Source organism: Micromonospora sp. CNZ297, from assembly GCF_007827625.1.
In genome coordinates, this window is record NZ_VISU01000011.1 from 158,145 (window position 1) to 175,728 (window position 17,584).

At 70.3% G+C, this 17,584-nt stretch carries 21 protein-coding genes and 1 pseudogene; 6 read left to right on the top strand and 16 right to left on the bottom strand.

The features are described from left to right. Positions 1 to 69 precede the first annotated feature (69 nt). The 3 genes from FB454_RS20455 to FB454_RS20465 all read left to right on the top strand — a co-directional run bounded on the left by FB454_RS20455 (position 70) and on the right by FB454_RS20465 (position 3,103). Positions 70 to 732, top strand: a complete 663-nt coding sequence (locus tag FB454_RS20455) for a DsbA family protein (protein ID WP_030271590.1) — start codon at positions 70 to 72, stop codon at positions 730 to 732. Beyond that, entirely contained in the window at positions 729 to 1,367 is a 639-nt protein-coding gene (locus FB454_RS20460; protein ID WP_030271592.1) for a vitamin K epoxide reductase family protein, read from the top strand. Before FB454_RS20455 ends, FB454_RS20460 begins: the two co-directional genes overlap by 4 nt. 230 nt (positions 1,368 to 1,597) lie before the next feature. Beyond that, entirely contained in the window at positions 1,598 to 3,103 is a 1,506-nt protein-coding gene (locus FB454_RS20465) for a CehA/McbA family metallohydrolase domain-containing protein (protein WP_030271593.1), read from the top strand. 558 nt (positions 3,104 to 3,661) lie between these two features. On the opposite strand, the gene FB454_RS20475 is transcribed toward FB454_RS20465, so the two are convergent. The 4 genes from FB454_RS20475 to FB454_RS20490 all read right to left on the bottom strand — a co-directional run bounded on the left by FB454_RS20475 (position 3,662) and on the right by FB454_RS20490 (position 7,802). Beyond that, entirely contained in the window at positions 3,662 to 5,632 is a 1,971-nt protein-coding gene (locus tag FB454_RS20475) for a heavy metal translocating P-type ATPase (protein WP_123111741.1), read from the bottom strand. 88 nt (positions 5,633 to 5,720) lie between these two features. Next, a complete protein-coding gene (locus tag FB454_RS20480; protein ID WP_091331294.1) occupies positions 5,721 to 6,932 on the bottom strand; it encodes a sodium:proton exchanger in 1,212 nt (403 codons plus the stop codon). After that, positions 6,922 to 7,404 (bottom strand): signal peptidase II, encoded by a 483-nt coding sequence (locus FB454_RS20485; protein WP_135241032.1) that lies wholly within the window; start codon positions 7,402 to 7,404, stop codon positions 6,922 to 6,924. The genes FB454_RS20480 and FB454_RS20485 overlap by 11 nt, the downstream gene beginning before the upstream one ends. Positions 7,405 to 7,454: 50 nt before the next feature. After that, on the bottom strand, positions 7,455 to 7,802 hold the full coding sequence (locus FB454_RS20490; protein WP_030271602.1) for an ArsR/SmtB family transcription factor: 348 nt from the start codon (positions 7,800 to 7,802) through the stop codon (positions 7,455 to 7,457). 67 nt (positions 7,803 to 7,869) lie between these two features. Between FB454_RS20490 and FB454_RS20495 the strand changes: the two are divergent. Together FB454_RS20495 and FB454_RS20500 are read left to right on the top strand one after the other, a co-directional pair. Further along, positions 7,870 to 8,367, top strand: a pseudogene (locus FB454_RS20495) (cation efflux transmembrane domain-containing protein); the annotation flags it as partial. Beyond that, positions 8,364 to 8,720 carry a DUF3703 domain-containing protein gene (locus tag FB454_RS20500; RefSeq protein WP_198039664.1) on the top strand — a complete coding sequence of 119 codons (357 nt, stop codon included), beginning with the start codon at positions 8,364 to 8,366 and terminating at the stop codon, positions 8,718 to 8,720. The pseudogene FB454_RS20495 and the gene FB454_RS20500, both read left to right, overlap by 4 nt. A gap of 29 nt (positions 8,721 to 8,749) precedes the next feature. On the opposite strand, the gene FB454_RS20505 is transcribed toward FB454_RS20500, so the two are convergent. The 5 genes from FB454_RS20505 to FB454_RS20525 all read right to left on the bottom strand — a co-directional run bounded on the left by FB454_RS20505 (position 8,750) and on the right by FB454_RS20525 (position 10,882). Beyond that, positions 8,750 to 9,085 carry a YnfA family protein gene (locus FB454_RS20505; protein ID WP_030271608.1) on the bottom strand — a complete coding sequence of 112 codons (336 nt, stop codon included), beginning with the start codon at positions 9,083 to 9,085 and terminating at the stop codon, positions 8,750 to 8,752. After that, positions 9,082 to 9,390 (bottom strand): hypothetical protein, encoded by a 309-nt coding sequence (locus tag FB454_RS20510; RefSeq protein ID WP_135241031.1) that lies wholly within the window; start codon positions 9,388 to 9,390, stop codon positions 9,082 to 9,084. The genes FB454_RS20505 and FB454_RS20510 overlap by 4 nt, the downstream gene beginning before the upstream one ends. Beyond that, entirely contained in the window at positions 9,374 to 9,823 is a 450-nt protein-coding gene (locus FB454_RS20515; protein ID WP_030271612.1) for a MerR family transcriptional regulator, read from the bottom strand. The genes FB454_RS20510 and FB454_RS20515 overlap by 17 nt, the downstream gene beginning before the upstream one ends. Continuing rightward, positions 9,820 to 10,170, bottom strand: coding sequence for a hypothetical protein (locus FB454_RS20520; protein ID WP_030271613.1), 351 nt, complete (start codon positions 10,168 to 10,170; stop codon positions 9,820 to 9,822). The genes FB454_RS20515 and FB454_RS20520 overlap by 4 nt, the downstream gene beginning before the upstream one ends. A gap of 340 nt (positions 10,171 to 10,510) precedes the next feature. After that, positions 10,511 to 10,882 carry an ArsR/SmtB family transcription factor gene (locus FB454_RS20525; RefSeq protein WP_030274786.1) on the bottom strand — a complete coding sequence of 124 codons (372 nt, stop codon included), beginning with the start codon at positions 10,880 to 10,882 and terminating at the stop codon, positions 10,511 to 10,513. Between the two features lie 188 nt (positions 10,883 to 11,070). Between FB454_RS20525 and FB454_RS20530 the strand changes: the two genes are divergently transcribed. Then, a complete protein-coding gene (locus FB454_RS20530) occupies positions 11,071 to 12,117 on the top strand; it encodes an ArsO family NAD(P)H-dependent flavin-containing monooxygenase (protein WP_123111594.1) in 1,047 nt (348 codons plus the stop codon). Positions 12,118 to 12,228: 111 nt separating this feature from the next. Here FB454_RS20530 and FB454_RS20535 read toward each other — a convergent pair whose 3' ends face one another. The 7 genes from FB454_RS20535 to FB454_RS20565 form a co-directional block, all read right to left on the bottom strand. After that, positions 12,229 to 13,626, bottom strand: a complete 1,398-nt coding sequence (locus tag FB454_RS20535; protein ID WP_030274782.1) for an FAD-dependent oxidoreductase — start codon at positions 13,624 to 13,626, stop codon at positions 12,229 to 12,231. Positions 13,627 to 13,782: 156 nt separating this feature from the next. After that, positions 13,783 to 14,715, bottom strand: coding sequence for a thioredoxin-disulfide reductase (trxB, locus tag FB454_RS20540; protein WP_030274780.1), 933 nt, complete (start codon positions 14,713 to 14,715; stop codon positions 13,783 to 13,785). A gap of 64 nt (positions 14,716 to 14,779) precedes the next feature. Then, on the bottom strand, positions 14,780 to 15,187 hold the full coding sequence (locus tag FB454_RS20545) for an arsenate reductase ArsC (RefSeq protein WP_030274778.1): 408 nt from the start codon (positions 15,185 to 15,187) through the stop codon (positions 14,780 to 14,782). Further along, positions 15,184 to 15,375 (bottom strand): hypothetical protein, encoded by a 192-nt coding sequence (locus FB454_RS20550; RefSeq protein WP_030274776.1) that lies wholly within the window; start codon positions 15,373 to 15,375, stop codon positions 15,184 to 15,186. Before FB454_RS20550 ends, FB454_RS20545 begins: the two co-directional genes overlap by 4 nt. Beyond that, positions 15,372 to 16,118, bottom strand: coding sequence for an aquaporin (locus tag FB454_RS20555; RefSeq protein WP_036311740.1), 747 nt, complete (start codon positions 16,116 to 16,118; stop codon positions 15,372 to 15,374). Before FB454_RS20555 ends, FB454_RS20550 begins: the two co-directional genes overlap by 4 nt. A 53-nt stretch (positions 16,119 to 16,171) precedes the next feature. Next, positions 16,172 to 16,834 carry an arsenate reductase ArsC gene (locus FB454_RS20560; protein WP_030274772.1) on the bottom strand — a complete coding sequence of 221 codons (663 nt, stop codon included), beginning with the start codon at positions 16,832 to 16,834 and terminating at the stop codon, positions 16,172 to 16,174. Then, on the bottom strand, positions 16,831 to 17,517 hold the full coding sequence (locus tag FB454_RS20565; RefSeq protein ID WP_030274770.1) for an arsenate reductase/protein-tyrosine-phosphatase family protein: 687 nt from the start codon (positions 17,515 to 17,517) through the stop codon (positions 16,831 to 16,833). The genes FB454_RS20560 and FB454_RS20565 overlap by 4 nt, the downstream gene beginning before the upstream one ends. Positions 17,518 to 17,584 lie beyond the last annotated feature (67 nt).

Genomic DNA, 17,584 nt, shown 5'->3' on the forward strand with positions numbered 1-17,584 from the left:
GTATGGTCCGCGCGATGTCCCACCAGACCGTGGGACGTCATGTCGTTGGCTGATGAACAAGGACGTGGAATGACCAAGAACACCCGCCTGACCTTGGCGCTGATCGCGGCAGTGGTGCTTGTGGTCAGCGGGTTGCTGGCCGTCAACCGCACCGACGAGCCGCGCGCCGCTACCACGGCCGCCGGCGCCATCGACCCGGCTTTGCTGGTGCGCGAGGACAGCCACCGGCTGTCCACCGCCGCCGACGGCAAGGTGACCCTGGTGGAGTTCCTCGACTTCGAGTGCGAGTCCTGCGCCGCCGCCTACCCGGCGGTCAAGCAGGTCCTGGCCACCTACTCCGACCGCATCACCTTCGTGGTCCGGTACTTCCCGATCCCCAGCCACCCCAACGCCGAACTGGCCGCCCGCACCGCGCAGGCCGCCGCGAACCAGGGCCGCTTCCACGACATGTACACGCAGCTGTTCGACAACCAGACCCGCTGGGGACACAAGGAGCAGCCGCAAACCGATCTGTTCCTCGGCTACGCCCGCACCCTCGGACTGGACATGCAGCGGTTCCAGCGCGACCTCGACGACCCCGCCACCGCCGCCCGGGTGGCCAAGGACAAGACCGACGGCGAAGCCGTTGGCGTGCAGGGCACCCCGACGTTCTTCCTCAATGGCCGCCAGCTGACCGACCTGCGCACGCAGGACGACCTCGTCGCGGCCATCGACGCCGCCCTGGCCGAATGAGCACCGCCACCGTCGAACGGCGAAGCGAGCAGGACTCCTCGCGCGGGCGGTTCCTCGCTCGGGCCACGGCGTGGATCTGCGCCGTTGGCGGCGGCATCGGCATGCTGGCCGCAACCATCCTCACCGTCGAAAAGATCAACCTGCTCGCCCGGCCCGGCTACGTGCCCAGCTGCAGCATCAACCCGATCCTGTCCTGCGGCTCGGTCATGACCACACCCCAGGCCGAGGCGTTCGGCATCCCGAACCCACTGATCGGCATCGCCGGCTTCACCGCCGTCACCACCATCGGCGTCGCCCTGCTCGCCGGCGCATGCCTGCCCCGCTGGTTCTGGCTCGGCCTGCACGCCGGCGCCACCTTCGGCGTGGTCTTCGTGCACTGGCTCATCTACCAGAGCCTCTACGTCATCGGCGCCCTGTGCCCCTACTGCATGCTCGTCTGGGCCGTCACCATTCCGATCTTCCTCTACACCACCCTGCGCAACCTGCACGACTTCTCCGGCCCGCTCCCGGGGCCTGTGCGGGCGGCCGGGATCGCCGCTGCCGGCTACCACAGTCTCATCCTCACGGCCTGGTACGCGCTGATCCTGGCTGCGATCCTGGCCCGCTTCTGGGACTACTGGACAACGCTCATCTGATCCCTGCCGCAACGGACGGCAGGCAGGAGCACCAGCACCCGTAGCCCGGCCTGATACGTCACGGCGAGGAGTCATACGAACAGCGGCAGCTGCGCGTCACACAGGCTGCCTTTATCAGGTCGGGCCTCGCTGTTAGCCCCCTGCCCGCGTCCCAGGCAGTCATCGTTCATCGGCTTCTTCAAGGCTCCTTGACTGACACGGCAAATAGCTGGACGAGGAGAGGTTCCGTCTTGAAGGACAAGGATCTCGAAGGCGCCGAGCGTTCGCAGCTTTCGCGCCGTCAATTGGTGAAGTACGCCGGTGTCGGGGCGACCCTGGCGGCGGCGAGCCCGCTGGTGGGTGGCGGTGCGGCCTGGGCCAACGACGACCGCGAGGACGACAAGCGCGACAAGGGCGGGGAGTCCCGTAACCGGGTGTGGCGGGCCGGCGACCACCACATCCACTCGGAGTACAGCGGCGAGTTCGACACCTCGACGAACCCGCCGACGTTCCACAAGGGCGCCGACGCGGTGTACCCGATCGTCACCAACGCGATCATGGCGAAGAACTTCGGCCTGACCTGGGCGATGGTCACCGACCACGGCGGGCCGACCCACTCGAAGGTCAACCTGGAACAGGCCTACCCCGACCTGTTGCTGTCCCGCAAGCTCGTGCCCGACGTGCTGCAGTTCTGGGGCATGGAGTTCGACGCCCCGGCGATGGACCACCACACCCTGATGATCCCACGCCACGACGACGAGGCGCAGATGCTCTTCGACCTGGAGAGCAAGTTCGCCAAACGCGACCCGTTCCCCGCCGTCCCGGGCGGGGACACCGAGGCCAAGATGGTCGAGTTTCTTAAATACGCCAAGACCCTGCGGCAGAAGCCGTTGGTCATCGCGCACCACGCTTCCCGGTCGGCTCCCGGTTGGGGCGTGTGGGGGCAGGACACGCCGCACGAGTTCCGCAACGGCAACAACGCCGCGCCGGACATCTATGTCGGCTTCGAGGGCGCTCCCGGCCACCAGGCGGGCCCGCTCAACGGCGGCGCCCGGGGCGGCTACGGCAACCACCCGACCCACGGCGGCTACGATCAGATGACCGCTCGGGTTGGTGGGCTGTGGGACTCGCTGCTCGGTGAAGGGCGGCGCTGGTGGATCACCGCGACGTCGGACTCGCACGTGCACTGGACCCGCGGTGGTTCCGACTTCTGGCCGGGCGAGTACAGCAAGACGTACGTGCTGGCGCGGCAGGACTACGGCGACATCATGGACGGCCTGCGTAACGGCCGGATCTGGGTCACCACCGGCGACCTGATCACCAGCCTCGACCTCACCGCGAGGAGCCAGGGCAAGGACGCGGCGATGGGTGAGACCGTCACCGTGACCCGCCGCGACCGCACCGACGTCGAGATCGAGATCAAGTTCCGGCCGCTTAACGGCCAGAACCACAACGGCGACCGGCCCGAGGTCCGGCGGGTCGACCTGATCGTCGGGCAGATCACCGGCCCGTCCGCCAACCTCGACGCCGACACCAACCCCACCACCAAGGTCGTGGCCCGGTTCGGTCCCCGCGACTGGCGCAAGCAGGGCAACGACTACGTCGTCAAGCACACGCTGCGCAACGTGGACGGTGACATGTACGCCCGCGTCCGCGGCACCAACACCGACGAGGCCGAGCCGCTCGCCGACGGGCTCGAGAGCCCGTGGGAAGACCTGTGGTTCTACTCGAACCCGGTCTTCGTCCACGTCCGCTGAACCAGCCGGTCCTGAGCCTTGGCGGACCTACCGGGAGCGGCAACCAACACATGGCGCTGCTCGGAACCGTCCGACCGCCCAGCTCCTGCTTCCCCGACGTCCGTGCCTTCCGTCGCGTTTGCGACGGAAGGCACGGACGGCGCCCCTCTGCGGCCGCGCGTCCCGGTAGGACGGCGCGGCGCTGGGCGACCGCGACGGGGATCATGACGGCGAGGGCGACGACGTTGAGTCCGATGCCGACCAGCGACGTGTCGGGGCGTTCGGCTCCGATCAGGTCAGAGATGGACTTGTAGGTGACGTATCCGGCCAGGGCGAGGAAGCTGACGGCGATCAGCTGCAGCGCCGGTCGTTGTCGGGCGCGGGGTCCGGCGCGTAGCTGCCAGATGACGACGGCGGCGGCGAAGACCTCGATGACCGAGTCGATGCCGAAGCCGAGGAGTGCGATGGAGCCGGCGGCCAGGCCGGCGGTGACGGCGATGGCTCCTTCGATGATGTCCCAGACGACGATGAGCCAGGCGAGGCGCTGCCCCCGTCGGCGCAGCGCCTCCTCCCGGCCGGTCATCCGACGCTCACCGTCTCAGGGGCTGGGGTGGTGTCGGCGTCGGTGGTGGTGGTGAGGGGTGGGAGCGGGCGGGCGCGGCCGGCGCGGACACCGTTGGCGATGATGATCACCTCGGCGATCTCGTGCACGAGGACGACGGCGGCCAAGCCGAGCACCCCGAGCAGGGCCAAGGGCATCAGGCCGACGACGACGGCGAGGGACAGGCCGACGTTCTGCAGCATGATCGACCGTGCCCGGCGGGCGTGGTCGAGGGCCTGGGGCAGGTGGCGCAGGTCCTCGCCCATGAGCGCGACATCGGCCGTTTCGATGGCCACGTCGGTGCCCATGGCGCCCATCGCGACGCCGAGGTCGGCGGTGGCCAGGGCGGGCGCGTCATTGACACCGTCACCGACCATCGCCGTGGGCCGCTGATCGCGGAGTTGCGCCACGATGCGGGCCTTGTCTTCTGGGCGCAGGTCGGCGTGCACCTCGGTGATGCCGGCCTGTTCCGCGAGGGCGGTGGCGGTGGCGTGGTTGTCGCCGGTGAGCATGGAGACGTGGTAGCCGCTGCGGCGTAGCCGGTCAATCACCTCGACGGCTTCCGGTCGAAGCTCGTCGCGCACGGCGATCGCGCCGATCAGTCGGCCGCCGTCCTCGACGAGGACGGCGGTGGCGCCGGCCTGCTGCATGCCGGTGATGGTGTCGGCGAGCTCTCCCGGGTTTAGCCAGCCGGGTCGGCCGAGCCGGACGGTCCGGCCGTCGACGACGCCGGTGAGGCCGGCGCCGGTGATGGCTTCGACGTCGGTGGCCGGTCGGGGGGTGTCGACGGCGGCGAGGATCGCCCGGGCGAGGGGATGTTCGCTGCGGGCCTCCAACGCGGCGGCCAGGTCGAGGACCTGCTCGCGGGTGGCGGCACCGGTGGCGGCGACGTCGATGACCGTCGGCCGGTTGCGGGTCAGCGTGCCGGTCTTGTCCAACGCCACACCCCGCACGGCGCCGAGCGCTTCGAGGGCGGCGCCGCCCTTGACCAGTACGCCGAGTTTGCTGGCCGCGCCGACGGCGGCGACCACGGTGACCGGCACGGAGATCGCCAGCGCGCACGGCGACGCGGCGACGAGCACGACGAGGGCCCGTTCGATCCAGGTGGCGGGGTCACCGAGCAGGCTTCCGACGACCGCGATGAGCGCGGCGGCGATCATCACCCCGGGAACGAGGGGTTTGGCGATGCGGTCAGCGAGGCGCTGGCTGGCGCCCTTGCGGGCCTGTTCGGCCTCGACGATCCGCACGATCTTGGCGAGGGAGTTGTCCTCGGCGGTGGTGGTGACCTCGACCTCGAGCACGCCGGTGCCGTTGATGGACCCGGCGTACACGTCGCTGCCGGTGGTGGCTTCGACCGGTACGGATTCGCCGGTGATGGCGGAGACGTCGAGGGCGCTGCGGCCGGTGCGGATGATGCCGTCGGTGGCGATGCGCTCGCCGGGCCGCACGATCATCAGGTCGCCGACGCGCAGCTCGGCCGGGGAGATGGCCTGTTCGATGCTGTCGCGACGGACGGTGGCCTGGGCGGGCACGAGGGCGAGCAGGGCGCGCAGACCGCGGCGGGTGCGGGCCAGCGAGTACTCCTCCAGCCCTTCGCTGATGGAGTACAGGAACGCCAGCATGGCGGCTTCGCCGACCTCACCGAGGATGACGGCGCCGACGGCGGCGATGGTCATCAGCGTGCCGACGCCGATCTTGCCCTTGGCCAGGCGGCGCAGCGTGGACGGCACGAACGTCCACGCGCCGACGGCGAGAGCCAGGGCCTGCAGGCCGATCTCCACCGGCCGCGGCGCGCCGGTCCACCCGGCGCCGTAGCCGGCCAGCAGCAGGACCCCGGCTACGGCGGCCGCGCGGATCTCGGAGACGTCCCACAGCCGTTCCGGTTCCCGCTCCTCGGCTTCGCCTGCGCCGGTGGGCTTGTCGTCGCCGCAGCCGCACGCGTCGCTCATCGGGCACCTGCTCGTCGTGCGACGGCGGCAGGGGCGCTGCCGGGTCGAGGGGTGGCAGTCATGGTCACGGGTCCTCTCTGAACTGGGGTTACAGGGATTTGATGAGGGCGGGGACGTGCCGGCGCTGCCGGATCAGCAGCGCGACGGCCAGCACGGTGTAGACGGCGGCGATCACGTAGCGGATGTTGGGTGCGGGCAGCACGAACTGCACGGCGAACAGGCCGAACAACAGCAGCGCCTCACCGCGGGTCAGCCGCAGGTCGGCCAGCACGGCCACGCCGAGCAGGGTCTGGGCGGTGGTGAGCACCAGCTCCTCGGTCTGCCGGGCGTCCAGCGGAAGCCCGGCGAACTCGCCGCCACCCAGGTAATACGCGATGGGAAGGCAGGCGATCAGGAGGGTCCACTGGTTGAGCTTGGCGGCCAGCAGGGCGCCCATGCCGTCGTCGGCCCGGCCGCGCAGCGCGAACGTGATCGCGACGATGACCTCCGGCGCTTCGGAGGCGATCGGGGCCAGCCACTGCACCAGCAGGAACTCGTCGATGCCCAAATCGGCGCCGGCGGCGACCAGCGAGTCACCGAACGGCTCCGCCGCGGCGAGGATGATCGCGCCGGCGGCGACGAACAGCGCGGCGACCAGGCCACGGCGGCGGGCGGCAGGCTGCGCCGCGACGGTGGCCGCGACACCGGCGAGTTCCTCCACGCCTTCCTCGTTGCCGCGGATGCGCCACAGGTAGGCGGCGAACAGGCCACCGAGCACCAGGGTGTCGTACCAGGCCAGCCGGCCGGTCAGCGGAATGACCAGGGCGTAGACGGTGGCGGCGGCGAGGAACACGATCTCGGTGCGCCGATGCGGCGCCAAGGTGACCCTGTCGCGCTCGCCGCGCACCCGGCGGCGGCGCACCGCGAAGATCGCGAAGGCGACCAGCAGCGGCCACGCCACCCCGATCAGCAGCCGGTTCGCCCCGGTCATGTTCGCCGTGGCGTAGGCGGCGTAGGCGGGGTCGTGGCCGGCGGTGTAGGCGAAGAAGATGTCCACCGCGTACTCGGGCAGGATCGCCACCAGCGCCAGGATGGCCAGCGCGAGGCTGCCGGAGATGTCCACCCGGGCGGCCTCCGACGCCCACATCAGCAGCGCCACCGCGGCCAGCACCGCCGCGCCGAACACCACCATTGCCGCCACCGGCGCCAATTGCACGCCGGCCAGCCGCACAACCACCGCCGGGGCGGCGACGGCCAGGGCGATCCCGATACGGGCGGCGGCGCCCCGTCCGCTGACGGTCATTTCGATCTCAGCGCTCACCGCTCCCCCCGGCGATCCTCGAGCCCTGGATGTCGTCGGCTGCCCGGACAGTGACGGGCACGTTGCGCAGGCTTAGCCACACCGCGACCGCAACGCCGCAGATCAGGAAGGTGTCGGCCAGGTTGAACGTCGGCCACCAGTCCAGGTACAGGAAATCGACCACATGTCCTCGGCCCAGACCCGGAGACCGGAACAGCCGGTCGACCAGATTCCCGGCCGCTCCGCCTGCCACCAGGCCGAGCGCCACCGCCCACCCACGGTGGGTAACTCTGCGCCCATACCAGGCGATGCCCGCGATGACGGCCACCGTGACGACGGTGAAGACCGGAGTGATACCGGTACCGACCGAGAACGCCGCGCCCGGGTTGCGGGTCAGCCGCAGCGCCAACCCGGCGAACAGATCGACGCTGCGGCCCGGCAGCCACGCCGCGGCCGCGCTCTTGGACGCCACGTCCACCGCCAGCGCGGTCATCGCTGCCCCTGCCAGCCACGCCACCCGCTGCGGCGGGGCCTGCACAGCGGTCACTGGGCGCCGTCGCCGTAGGTGGGGCACAGCGCCACCGTCTCCCCGGTCGCGGCCAGCAGCGACTCGGCGGCCGACAGTACGGCCATCAGCTCCACGCGCGTCAGGAAGTAGAAGGACTGGCGACCGACCGCCCGATAGTCCACCAGGCCGCAGTCACGCAGGCAGGCCAGATGCGCCGACACCGTTGACTGCGCCCAACCCAGCTCCCGGACGAGATCCACCACCCGCGCCTCACCGTCGGCCAGCCGGCGAACGATCGCCAGGCGGGTCGGATCCGCAAGCCCGCGGAACAGTGCCGCAGCGGGGGCGAGAGTCTCTCGCTCCACCTGTTGTCTCATCGCCATGCGGCGATGCTAGCGCATTATTCGGGTTGGCATCGCGCGATCGCGATCACATCGTATCCACGTGATGCTGGCATGGATCTTTCGCGGATCCCCGGCATCGACAGCCGTGTCGTTCTTCGCGCTGGCCGCCTACGTCACGGTCGAGTCGGTGCGCGCGCTCGCCGGTGGCGGGGAAGCCGAGCACTCCACCGTGGGTTTGGTCCTGGCCGGCCTGTCGCTGCTCATCATGCCCGTGCTGTCTCATGCGCAGCGGCGGGCCGGGCGCGAGTTGGGTTCCCGGTCGGCGGTGGCCGACTCCAAGCAGACCCTGCTCTGTACCTACCTGTCGGCGGTACTGCTCGTCGGCCTGGGCTTCAACAGCCTGTTCGGCTGGTCATGGGCTGATCCCCTGGCCGCGCTGGTCATCGCCGCCGTTGCGATCAAGGAGGGGCGAGAGGCATGACGTGGGGACGCCTGCTGTGCGGTGCCGGTCAGCGGAGCGAACTCGCTTACTTTCCAGGCTGAGGGCGCCGGCGCCTGCGGGTGCAAGCCCGGCTGTGCCTGCTGCACGAGCGAGGCCAAGTGATCTTCCAGCGCATGCCCGAACCGGTAGGCGTCGTGTTCGACGCCGAGCTGTTCACCGCGCGCACCGCGACCGATTCCGCTGCCGCCTGGCGCGCAGCCGAACGCGCTCACATCCTGTCCCAGCCCTGGCCGTGGCGGCACACCGTCACCCACGCCGTGATGCTCAAACGAGCACCACGCGAGCGCGACGTGGTCGAAGCGGTGGGCCAGGCGGTCCGGCTCGCGGTGGCCGGCCCAGGATCAGCCGTCGGCCGCTACCCGGAAGGCAACACGGGACGGGCCCGCGTCCCCCTCACCCAGCTGATGCGGGTGCCAGATGACTTGGCGGCCATCCTGTCGCACCGAGCTGAGTGACCAGGTGGGCAGAAGCTCCGGCCAGGCGGCTAGCTGGCCCGTGGGGCGTACATGATGACGGCGACTCCGACAAGGCAGATGGCTGCGCCGATGATGTCGTAGCGGTCGGGGTGGAACTTGTCGACGACCATGCCCCAGGCGAGAGAGCCGGCGACGAAGATGCCGCCGTAGGCGGCCAGGATGCGGCCGAAGTTCGCGTCGGGTTGGAAGGTGGCGACGAAGCCGTAGACCCCGAGTGCGATGACGCCGGCCGCGACCGAGAGCAGGCCCCGGTTTTCCCGCCAGCCCTGCCACACCAGCCAGGCGCCGCCGATCTCGGCGAGCGCGGCGAGCAGGAACAGCAGGATCGAGCGGGCTACCGTCACGCGTCCGACCGTAGCGTGACTACCTCGCGCTCGCGCTGGTCACTCTGCCCGCAGGAGCAGTTGCGGCCGGCGCAGCCGGTGGTGTGGCGGCGTTTGCTGGCCCACCACCAGGACAGGCCGGCGAGCACGGCCAGGGCGAGGGCGACGCCGGGCAGGAAACGGTTGGCCGCGGCCCAGCCGGCACCACCGAGGATTCCGGCGGCCAGCAGTGGCGGCAGCACGCAGCAGGCGGCGCAGGCGGCTCCCGCGAGTCCGGTCATGCCGGAGGGGAGCAGGCGGCGCAGCCGGTTAGCAGGTGTCGGCACGGTCGTTCCTTTCGGCGAGTTCAGCAAACGGCAGGGGGCAGCAGGCGCTGCCGGCGCAGGCGACCAGGTCGTCGCAGCCGGCCGAGATGGCGGCGCGCAGGGTGTCGCGGATGACGGATAGGTCGGCCAACTTCTGTTCCACCTCGGCGAGCTTGTCCTTGGCTCGTGCCTGGAGGCCGGTGTCGGGTCGACCGTTGTGCTGGTGTTGGCCGGCGGCGAGGAGGTCGGCGACCTCGTTGAGGGTGAAGCCTAGGCGTTGCGCGGTCTTGATGATCCGCAGCAGGGTGACCGTGTCGGACGGGTAGAGCCGATGCCCGCCGGGCGACCGCTGCGGGGAGGCGAGCAGCCCTCGGCGCTCGTAGTAGCGCAGGGTTTGCAGGTTGACCCCGGCCGCGTCGGCCAGCTGGCCGCTGCGCAGCCCTGATCCGCTCATCGCTGAACCCGGACAGCCCGCTGGGCTAGGGCATCAAGCACGTCGACGTGTGCTGCCGGTACTCGAACGTCCAGCGTCAGTGAGTTCAAGTCGGGTCGCGCGATGTCGAACGTGAAGAACGAGCAGCAAGACGATTCACGGGCTGCCAGATCCCGCGCCGTCTTTTCGACCTGCTCCGCGCCGTCGAGGTGCAACCGCAGATGCTGTGCCGACAACCGCTCGGCACCCCGCACCGCGTCCCGGAAGAACTGATCGAACTCGGCGAGCCGCAGCGGCCGTTCGGCGGTCGGCAGGGTGCAGGCATCTGGCACCCAGGAGTCATCCGTCGTGACATGTTGGTCGCTCATGCAACGACGGTAAGCCTGTACCTAGGTATCAGATGCAAGCCCTGGTTCAGGAGAAGGACCAGGCTGCCGGCAGGCCGTCGGACACGGCCAACCAACGATGACCATTGGGTCGGCAATTGCCACGGTTGAGAAGCGGCTTACCGGGCAGCGACGCCGGCTGGGCGCCCACGGGTGCATACCAGTGTCCCTGCTCCTCGACCACGGTGTCGCCACAGATCCGATCAGCCCGGGCATCATTTGATGAGGCAAGGCCTTGTCGGCGTGGTCGACGCGGCCGTGACCAGAACGGACGCCATTGTCGGCACCCGCAGGAGCGAAAGCCGGCCTTCGAGGGTGCCGGTCAGCGGGCCTTCTTCGTCGTCCGCTTGCGGGGCGGCGTCAGCAGGTCGGCGATCGCCGCGATCGCGGACGGCACCAGTCGGTAGTACGCCCAGACGCCGCGCTTCTCGCGCTCGATCAGGCCGGCCTCGGTGAGGATCCGCAGGTGATGACTCACGGCCGGCTGGGACAGACCAAGCGGCGCGGTGAGGTCACTCACGGACGCCTCGCCGTCGGGAGCGGACTGGATCAGACTGAGCAGTCGCAGCCGGGCCGGGTCGGCGAATGCCTTCAGCACTCCCGCGAGCCGCTCGGCATCGGCACGCTTGATCGGCTCGCCGGCAAGCGGCGAGACGGCAGGCGTAGCTGTTTTCGCAGTTGGCACGTCTTCCATCGTTGCACCAACACCATCGATAGGCCGCTGGAACCAGGACCCGGTCACCGTCAGGTTGCGGGTAGGGAGCCCTGTCGGCTCGTCCCGGCCGTGTCAGGGGCCGGATGGGCGGTGCCGGCGTCGGCCCAGCGTGACGTGGAACTTGGGCCACTCGGCATGATGATCCGCGGACGAAGGAGGTGCCGGGCGTGCCCGGATCGTGTGACGTGGTGGTCGTCGGGGGCGGGCAGGGTGGCCTGGCGGCGGGCTACTACCTGCGCCGTGCCGGTCTGGATTACGTCATCCTCGACGCCCAGTCTCAGCCGGGTGGCGCGTGGGGGCATGGCTGGGACTCGTTGCGGTTGTTCTCGCCGGCCGAGTACAGCCCGCTGCCGGGGTGGGGGATGCCTCGGCAGGAGGGCGAAGACTTCCCGACCGCCGGGCACGTCGTGGACTATCTGCGGGCGTACGAGCAGCGGTACGACCTGCGGGTGCGCCGGCCGGTCCGGGCACATGAGGTGCGGCGAGCCGGGGAGCGCCTGGCGGTGGAGACCGACGCTGGGAGATGGCTGGCCCGGTACGTCATCTCCGCCACCGGTACGTGGGAGTGCCCGTACGTGCCCGACATCCCGGGCCGTGAGGAGTTCGCCGGCCGGCAGCTGCACACGGTGAACTACGCCTCGCCGGAGGAGTTCCGGGGGCAGCGGGTCGTGATCGTCGGCGGAGGTAACTCCGCGGCGCAGATCCTGGCGGAGGTGTCCCGGGTCGCTGAAACCACCTGGGTCACCTTGCGGCCGGCGCGGTTCATGCCGGACACCGTCGATGGTCGGGTGCTGTTCGGTGTGGCCACCCGTAAGGCCGCCGGTGGTGCCGGTGGCGGCGTCAGCGACCTTGGGGACATCGTGATGGTGCCCAGCATCCGCGACGCGCGGGAGCGCGCGGTCCTGCACTCCCGTCCGATGTTCGTGCGGCTCACCGACCGCGGCGTGCGTTGGGCGGATGGCGCAGAGCAGCCCTGCGAGGCCGTCATCTGGTGTACAGGTTTCCAGCCCGACCTCGCCCACCTCGCGCCGCTGCTGCCCGGATGGCGGCAGGGGAAGGTGGCGGTCGAGGGCACCCGGTCAATGGACGAGGCCCGCCTTTACCTGCTTGGCTACGGCGATTGGACGGGGCCGGCGTCAGCCACGCTGGTGGGTGCCGGCCGCACAGCGAAAGCGACGGTCGCCGACATCGCCACTCGACTGCGCGCAGCTTAGCGTGCCTCTTGACAGGTCGGCTGCCCGCCGGCCGAGGTGGCGACGCGGCAAGCGGGAGTGCAGGCGAGCGACAACGACGGCGACGCGGAACCAGACGAGGGCCTGCAGCCGTCAGGGGAGGTCGGCGGTGCGGGCGCTGACCCATCGCTGCGCGGCCGTTTGCACGGCGTCCCAGGGGCTGCCCAGCGGCGGGGTGTAGGACAGGTCGAGGTCAGTGAGGGCGTCGACAGTCATGCGGTGGTGCAGGGCGCCGGCGTAGATGTCCACGCGGGTGGCGACTGCGGTGTCGCGGTGGCCGACGAGCTGGGCGCCGAGCAGCTGTCCGCTGCGCTGGTCGCCGGTGATCGCGATCGTGACCGGTTTGGCGCGCGGGTAGTAGGCCTTGTGATCGTCGACGCGGGCCACGTGCGTGGCGGGATCGAATCCGTGCTCTCGGGCATCGGCGTCGCGCAGACCGGTCCGGGCGGCTACGAGGTCGAAGACTTTGACCGCCTGGGTGCCCAGCGAGCCGGCGAACTGCCGGTCGCCGCCGGTGGCATTTTCTCCCGCCACGCGGCCCTGCTTGTGCGAGGTGCTGCCGAGCGGCAGGTACGTGTTCGTGTCCAGGAGCCGGTGGTAGGTGTGCACGCAGTCCCCGGCGGCGTAGACGTCCGGCACCCCCGTGCGCATGTGCCGGTCCACCGCAATCGCCCCGCGCACTCGGAGCCGGACGCCGGCGGTCTGCGCGAGCGCGGTGTCGGGCCGGACTCCGACGACGACAAGCACCACGTCGGTGATCTGGCTGAAGCTGCCGCTATCGCCGAGCTGGTTGGTGGAATGGCCGGTGACCTTCAGCCGGCCGCCCTCGCGTGCCACCTCAGTGACGGTGGTGTCGGTGACGACGCGCACGCCGTGGCGTGTCAGTTCGTCGGCGACCAGCGTCGCCAGCTGCGGGTCGACGGTTCCCAGCACCTGCGGGATCTGCTCGACCACGGTGACCTGCAGGCCTCGGGCGTGCAGGGCTTCGGCCATCTCCAGCCCGATGTAGCCCGCTCCCACGATCAGCGCGGATTCCGGGCCCCGCTGCAGCGTCTCGGCAAGGGAGAGGGTGTCGTCCATGGTGTGCAGCAGATGCACCCCGTCGGCCGGTGTGAGCTCGTGCAGGCCGGCGATCGGCGGGCGGACCGGGACGGCGCCGGTTCCGATGATGAGCCGGTCGTAGCGGAGCTCTTCGTCACGCCCGCCTGGCCCACTGACCGTGACGGTGCGGGACGTGGGATCGATGTGCCGGGCGCGGGTGTCCAGGAGTAGTCGCAATCCGGCGTGTTCGAGGTCGTCGCGTGTGCGGTGGGCAAGGTTCCGCCAGTCGGGCACGTCGCCGGAGATGTGGTACGGGATGCCGCAGATCGAGTAGTTGGGGAAGGCGTCGGCGGCGACCACAGTGGTCTCGACGGACGGGTCGACATGTCGGGCGCGTAGCCCGGCGCTGACGCCGGCATCGCTGCCACCGATGATCAGAATGTGGGTCATGATGCCTCTCCCATCGGCGGCCCTGGACGGGCATCTCACCGCTTAGGTTGCCTGCTTGGCCACGCTGCCCAACAGCAGCCAGCGGGTCGGGGGCGCTGGGGGTTGACTCTGCCGGGTCAGTCCTGCCGGACATCCGACCGGCAGGACTGACCGAGTTCAGGACGTGGCGGCGAGGTACCGCTCGGCGTCGAGGGCGGCGGCGCAGCCGGTGCCAGCGGCGGTGATGGCTTGCCGGTAGGTGTGGTCGACGAGGTCCCCGGCGGCGAAGACGCCGGGAATGTTGGTGCGGGTGCCGGGGGACTGCACGCGGACGTATCCCTCGTCGTCCAGGTCGACCTGGCCTCGGAACAGTTCGCTGCGAGGGTCGTGGCCGATGGCCACGAACACGCCGGTGACGTCAAGGACCGTGATCTCGCCGGTGTGGACGTTGCGCAGGCGCGCTCCGACGACGACACCGTCGTTGCCGATGATCTCCTCGACGACGCTGTTCCACACGATGCGGACCTTGTCGTTGGTGAGGGCGCGTTCGGCCATGATGCTGCTGGCGCGGAAGGTGTCGCGGCGGTGCACGATGGTGACGCTGCGGGCGAAGCGGGTGAGGAAGGTGGCTTCTTCCATGGCCGAGTCGCCGCCGCCGATGACCGCGATGTCCTGGTCGCGGAAGAAGAACCCGTCGCAGGTGGCGCAGGAGGAGACGCCATGCCCGAGGAGTTCCTGTTCGCCGGGGACGCCGAGGGGTCGCCAGGCGGACCCGGTGGCGAGGATGACAGCGTCGGCTCGATAGGCCTGCTCGCCCACGTACACGGTCTTCAGGCCAGGGCCGGTGAGTTCGACGCGGGTGACGTCGTCGGTGATGAACTGGGCGCCGAAGCGGTCGGCCTGCTTGCGAAGATTGTCCATCAACTCGGGGCCCATGATGCCGTCGGGGAAGCCGGGGAAGTTCTCCACCTCGGTGGTGGTCATCAGCGCGCCGCCGGACTGGACGCCCTCAATGACCAGGGGGGCGAGGTTGGCGCGGGCGGCGTAGAGGGCGGCGGTATATCCGGCGGGTCCGGAACCGATGATGATCAAACGGTGGGGGTCGGGCACGAGGGGCTCCTCGATCGGTCCGCCCGCCACCCCTGTAGGGGCGGCGGGCGGTGGGGTGGACTCGTCAGGTGGTGGGGGTGAGGTCGGCGAGGAGGTCCTCCACCCGGGTGCGGATCTCGTCACGGACGCGACGGACCATGTCCAGGCCCTGGCCGGCCGGGTCCTCGAGCTTCCAGTCCTCGTACCGCTTGCCGGGGAAGGCCGGGCAGACGTCGCCGCAGCCCATCGTGATGATCACGTCGGAGGCTTCGGCGGTGGCGTAGTCGAGGATCTTCGGCTTGTTGGCGGTGATGTCGATGCCGACCTCCCGCATCGCCTCGACGGCCACCGGGTTGATCTGGTCGGCGGGCTCGGAGCCGGCGGAGCGGACCTCGACGGCGTCGCCGCCGAGGTGGCGCAGCCAGCCGGCGGCCATCTGGGAACGGCCGGCGTTGTGCACGCAGACGAACAGGACGCTGGGCTTGGACATCAGATGCCTTCCTTGGAGTACACGTGGTCATAGGGCCGATTCACGGGCGTCTCGGCGCGGGGTGCAGGCAGGGACCGGTCTGGGGCGCTGCTGCGGTCGAGCAGGCGGTAGCGGCCGGCGGGACGCGGCGGGTTGAGCAGGCGGCGGTAACGCACCTCTGCCTCGCCGTGCTCCGGGTCGTGGTTGGTCATCGGCGGTGGTCCAGTGCCGGGTCGCGTTCCTCGGCAGGGACGACGACCTGGTCGGCGGCCCGCCCGGCGTCGGGGTAGAGCGCGGCGAGTAGGCCGACGCCGACCGCCAGCCCGACCAGTTGGGCGACGACGAACCCTGGGACGGAAGCGGGGGCGATGCCGGCGAACGTGTCGGTGAACGCACGGCCGATCGTCACCGCAGGGTTGGCGAACGAGGTCGACGAGGTGAACCAGTACGCCGCCCCGATGTAGGCGCCGACGGCGGCGGGAGCGACCGGCGCGCGGCCGGAGCGGGCGAGGGCGAAGATCAGCAGGATCAGGCCGGTGGTGGCGACGACCTCCCCGAGCCAGAGATGCCCGGCGGCCCGGTCCTTGCTCGACCAGGCCACGGCGGACAGGTCGAACATCAGGTTCGCCAGGATCGACCCGCCGATCGCCCCGAGGACCTGGGCGATGACATACCCGCCGAGTTCGCGCAGGGTCAGTCCGGTTCCGACGCGGCGGCCGAGGAACCAGTCGGCGGCGGACACCACGGGGTTGAAGTGGGCGCCGGAGACCGGACCGAAGATCAGGATCAGCGCGCCGAGGGCAAGAGCGGTGGCGACCGAGTTCTCCAGCAACTGGAGCCCGACGTCGCCGGGAGAGAGCGTGGCGGCCATGATGCCGGAGCCCACGACGGCGGTGACGAGCAGGGCAGTGCCGATGAACTCGGCCAGCAGACGCCGCCGGAGTGCGATGGTCATCAGTGTTTTCTCTCCCATGATCTGACTGTCCCCGACAATCGGGGCACAGCGGGTTATCGGGTGGCGGGAACGTCCAGTTCGTCGAGGAGCCGCCGGACCCGGCGCTCGATCTCGTCCCGGATCGGCCGCACATCGGCGACGCTGAGGCCCGCTGGGTCGTCGATGTCCCAGTTCTCGTAACGGGTACCGGGGAAGACTGGGCACGCGTCGCCGCACCCCATCGTGACGACCACGTCGGCGGCGCGGACCACTTCGTCGGTCCAGGGCTTGGGGAACTCCTCGGAGATGTCGATGCCGCGTTCGGCCATCGCGGCGATCGCCGAGGGGTTGATCTCGATGCCGGGTTCGCTACCGCCGGACCAGGCGACGGCGTGGTCGCCGGCGAGGTGGACGAAGAAGCCCAGGGCCATCTGGGAGCGGCCGGCGTTGTGGGTGCACAGGAACAGCACGACGGGACGGCCGTCGCGGTGGTGTCCCTCGACCCGTGCCAGGGCCCGCAACCGCTGGCGGGCGAAGCGCTCGGCGAGCAGGGGCAGGTAGTTCGGGATGCTGGCGGCGGTGGCGAACTGGTCGTAGCTGCTGTGCAGGAACCGCTTGATGGTCTCGGTGCCGTAGATGCCGTCGAACTCGGCGGCCAGCCGGGTTGCTGCGGTGTGCAGGGCGAGCTGCTGGTCGAGAGTGATCTCCTGTTGAATGCGGGCGCTGATGTCGGTCATCGGGTGCCTCTCAACATGGTGGTGGGGGCGAGGCGGTCGACGCGGTCGGCGAGGTCGGCGTAGGCCGCCTCGAACGCTTCGTCGGTGTCGATGCGGACCGGGTCCGGCACGGACCAGTGCAGGCGGGGGCGGACCGGTCCGGTGAGCTCTTCGTGGGCGTTGTCGCAGACGGCGATGACCAGGTCGTCGTCGCGGACGACGTCCTTGACGTGGGCGGTGCCGGTTGCATCGAGGTCGAGGGCGTGGCGGTGGGCCACGGCAAGCGCGCGGGGATGCACTCGGGTCGCAGGCTTGGTGCCGGCCGAGGCGGCTTCCCCATGGGTGCGCCGCTTCCACAGCGCCGCGGCCAGCTGGGAGCGGGCGGAGTTGTGGGTGCAGACAAAGACCACCCGTCCCACATCGGCCAGCGGGGGAGGGGTGAGGGCGGCCAAGGCTGCCGGCTGAAGTCGCAGGTAGGTGCGCCGCCGGTCGCCCTCGGACCGGCCGCGCTGGACGAGGCCGGCTTCGGTGAGCACCTTGACGTGGTGGGCGACGAGATTGGTCGGCATCTCGAGGGTGTGGGCGATCTCCCCGGGCGAGGCGTCGCCCTGGCTGAGCGCGTCCACGATCGCCAGGCGCGCAGGGTCGCCGAGTGCGGCGTGGACCCGTGCGCGCCCGGCCAGGGAAGCAAGCTCAGCGTTCATTGAGTCAACTATCGCTGAGTGATCTGTCGTTCGTCAAATGGGAGTGAGGGATAAGCCCGTCGGGGGC

Coding starts and splice junctions, on each gene's coding strand:
- FB454_RS20455 (WP_030271590.1), top strand. CDS start 70: ATGACCAAGAACACCCGCCTGACCTTGGCGCTGATCGCGGCAGTGGTG.
- FB454_RS20460 (WP_030271592.1), top strand. CDS start 729: ATGAGCACCGCCACCGTCGAACGGCGAAGCGAGCAGGACTCCTCGCGC.
- FB454_RS20475 (WP_123111741.1), bottom strand. CDS start 5,632: ATGAGCGACGCGTGCGGCTGCGGCGACGACAAGCCCACCGGCGCAGGC.
- FB454_RS20485 (WP_135241032.1), bottom strand. CDS start 7,404: ATGACCGCGCTGGCGGTGGACGTGGCGTCCAAGAGCGCGGCCGCGGCG.
- FB454_RS20490 (WP_030271602.1), bottom strand. CDS start 7,802: ATGGCGATGAGACAACAGGTGGAGCGAGAGACTCTCGCCCCCGCTGCG.
- FB454_RS20515 (WP_030271612.1), bottom strand. CDS start 9,823: ATGAGCGGATCAGGGCTGCGCAGCGGCCAGCTGGCCGACGCGGCCGGG.
- FB454_RS20520 (WP_030271613.1), bottom strand. CDS start 10,170: ATGAGCGACCAACATGTCACGACGGATGACTCCTGGGTGCCAGATGCC.
- FB454_RS20525 (WP_030274786.1), bottom strand. CDS start 10,882: ATGGAAGACGTGCCAACTGCGAAAACAGCTACGCCTGCCGTCTCGCCG.
- FB454_RS20535 (WP_030274782.1), bottom strand. CDS start 13,626: ATGACCCACATTCTGATCATCGGTGGCAGCGATGCCGGCGTCAGCGCC.
- FB454_RS20550 (WP_030274776.1), bottom strand. CDS start 15,375: ATGACCAACCACGACCCGGAGCACGGCGAGGCAGAGGTGCGTTACCGC.
- FB454_RS20555 (WP_036311740.1), bottom strand. CDS start 16,118: ATGACCATCGCACTCCGGCGGCGTCTGCTGGCCGAGTTCATCGGCACT.
- FB454_RS20560 (WP_030274772.1), bottom strand. CDS start 16,834: ATGACCGACATCAGCGCCCGCATTCAACAGGAGATCACTCTCGACCAG.
- FB454_RS20565 (WP_030274770.1), bottom strand. CDS start 17,517: ATGAACGCTGAGCTTGCTTCCCTGGCCGGGCGCGCACGGGTCCACGCC.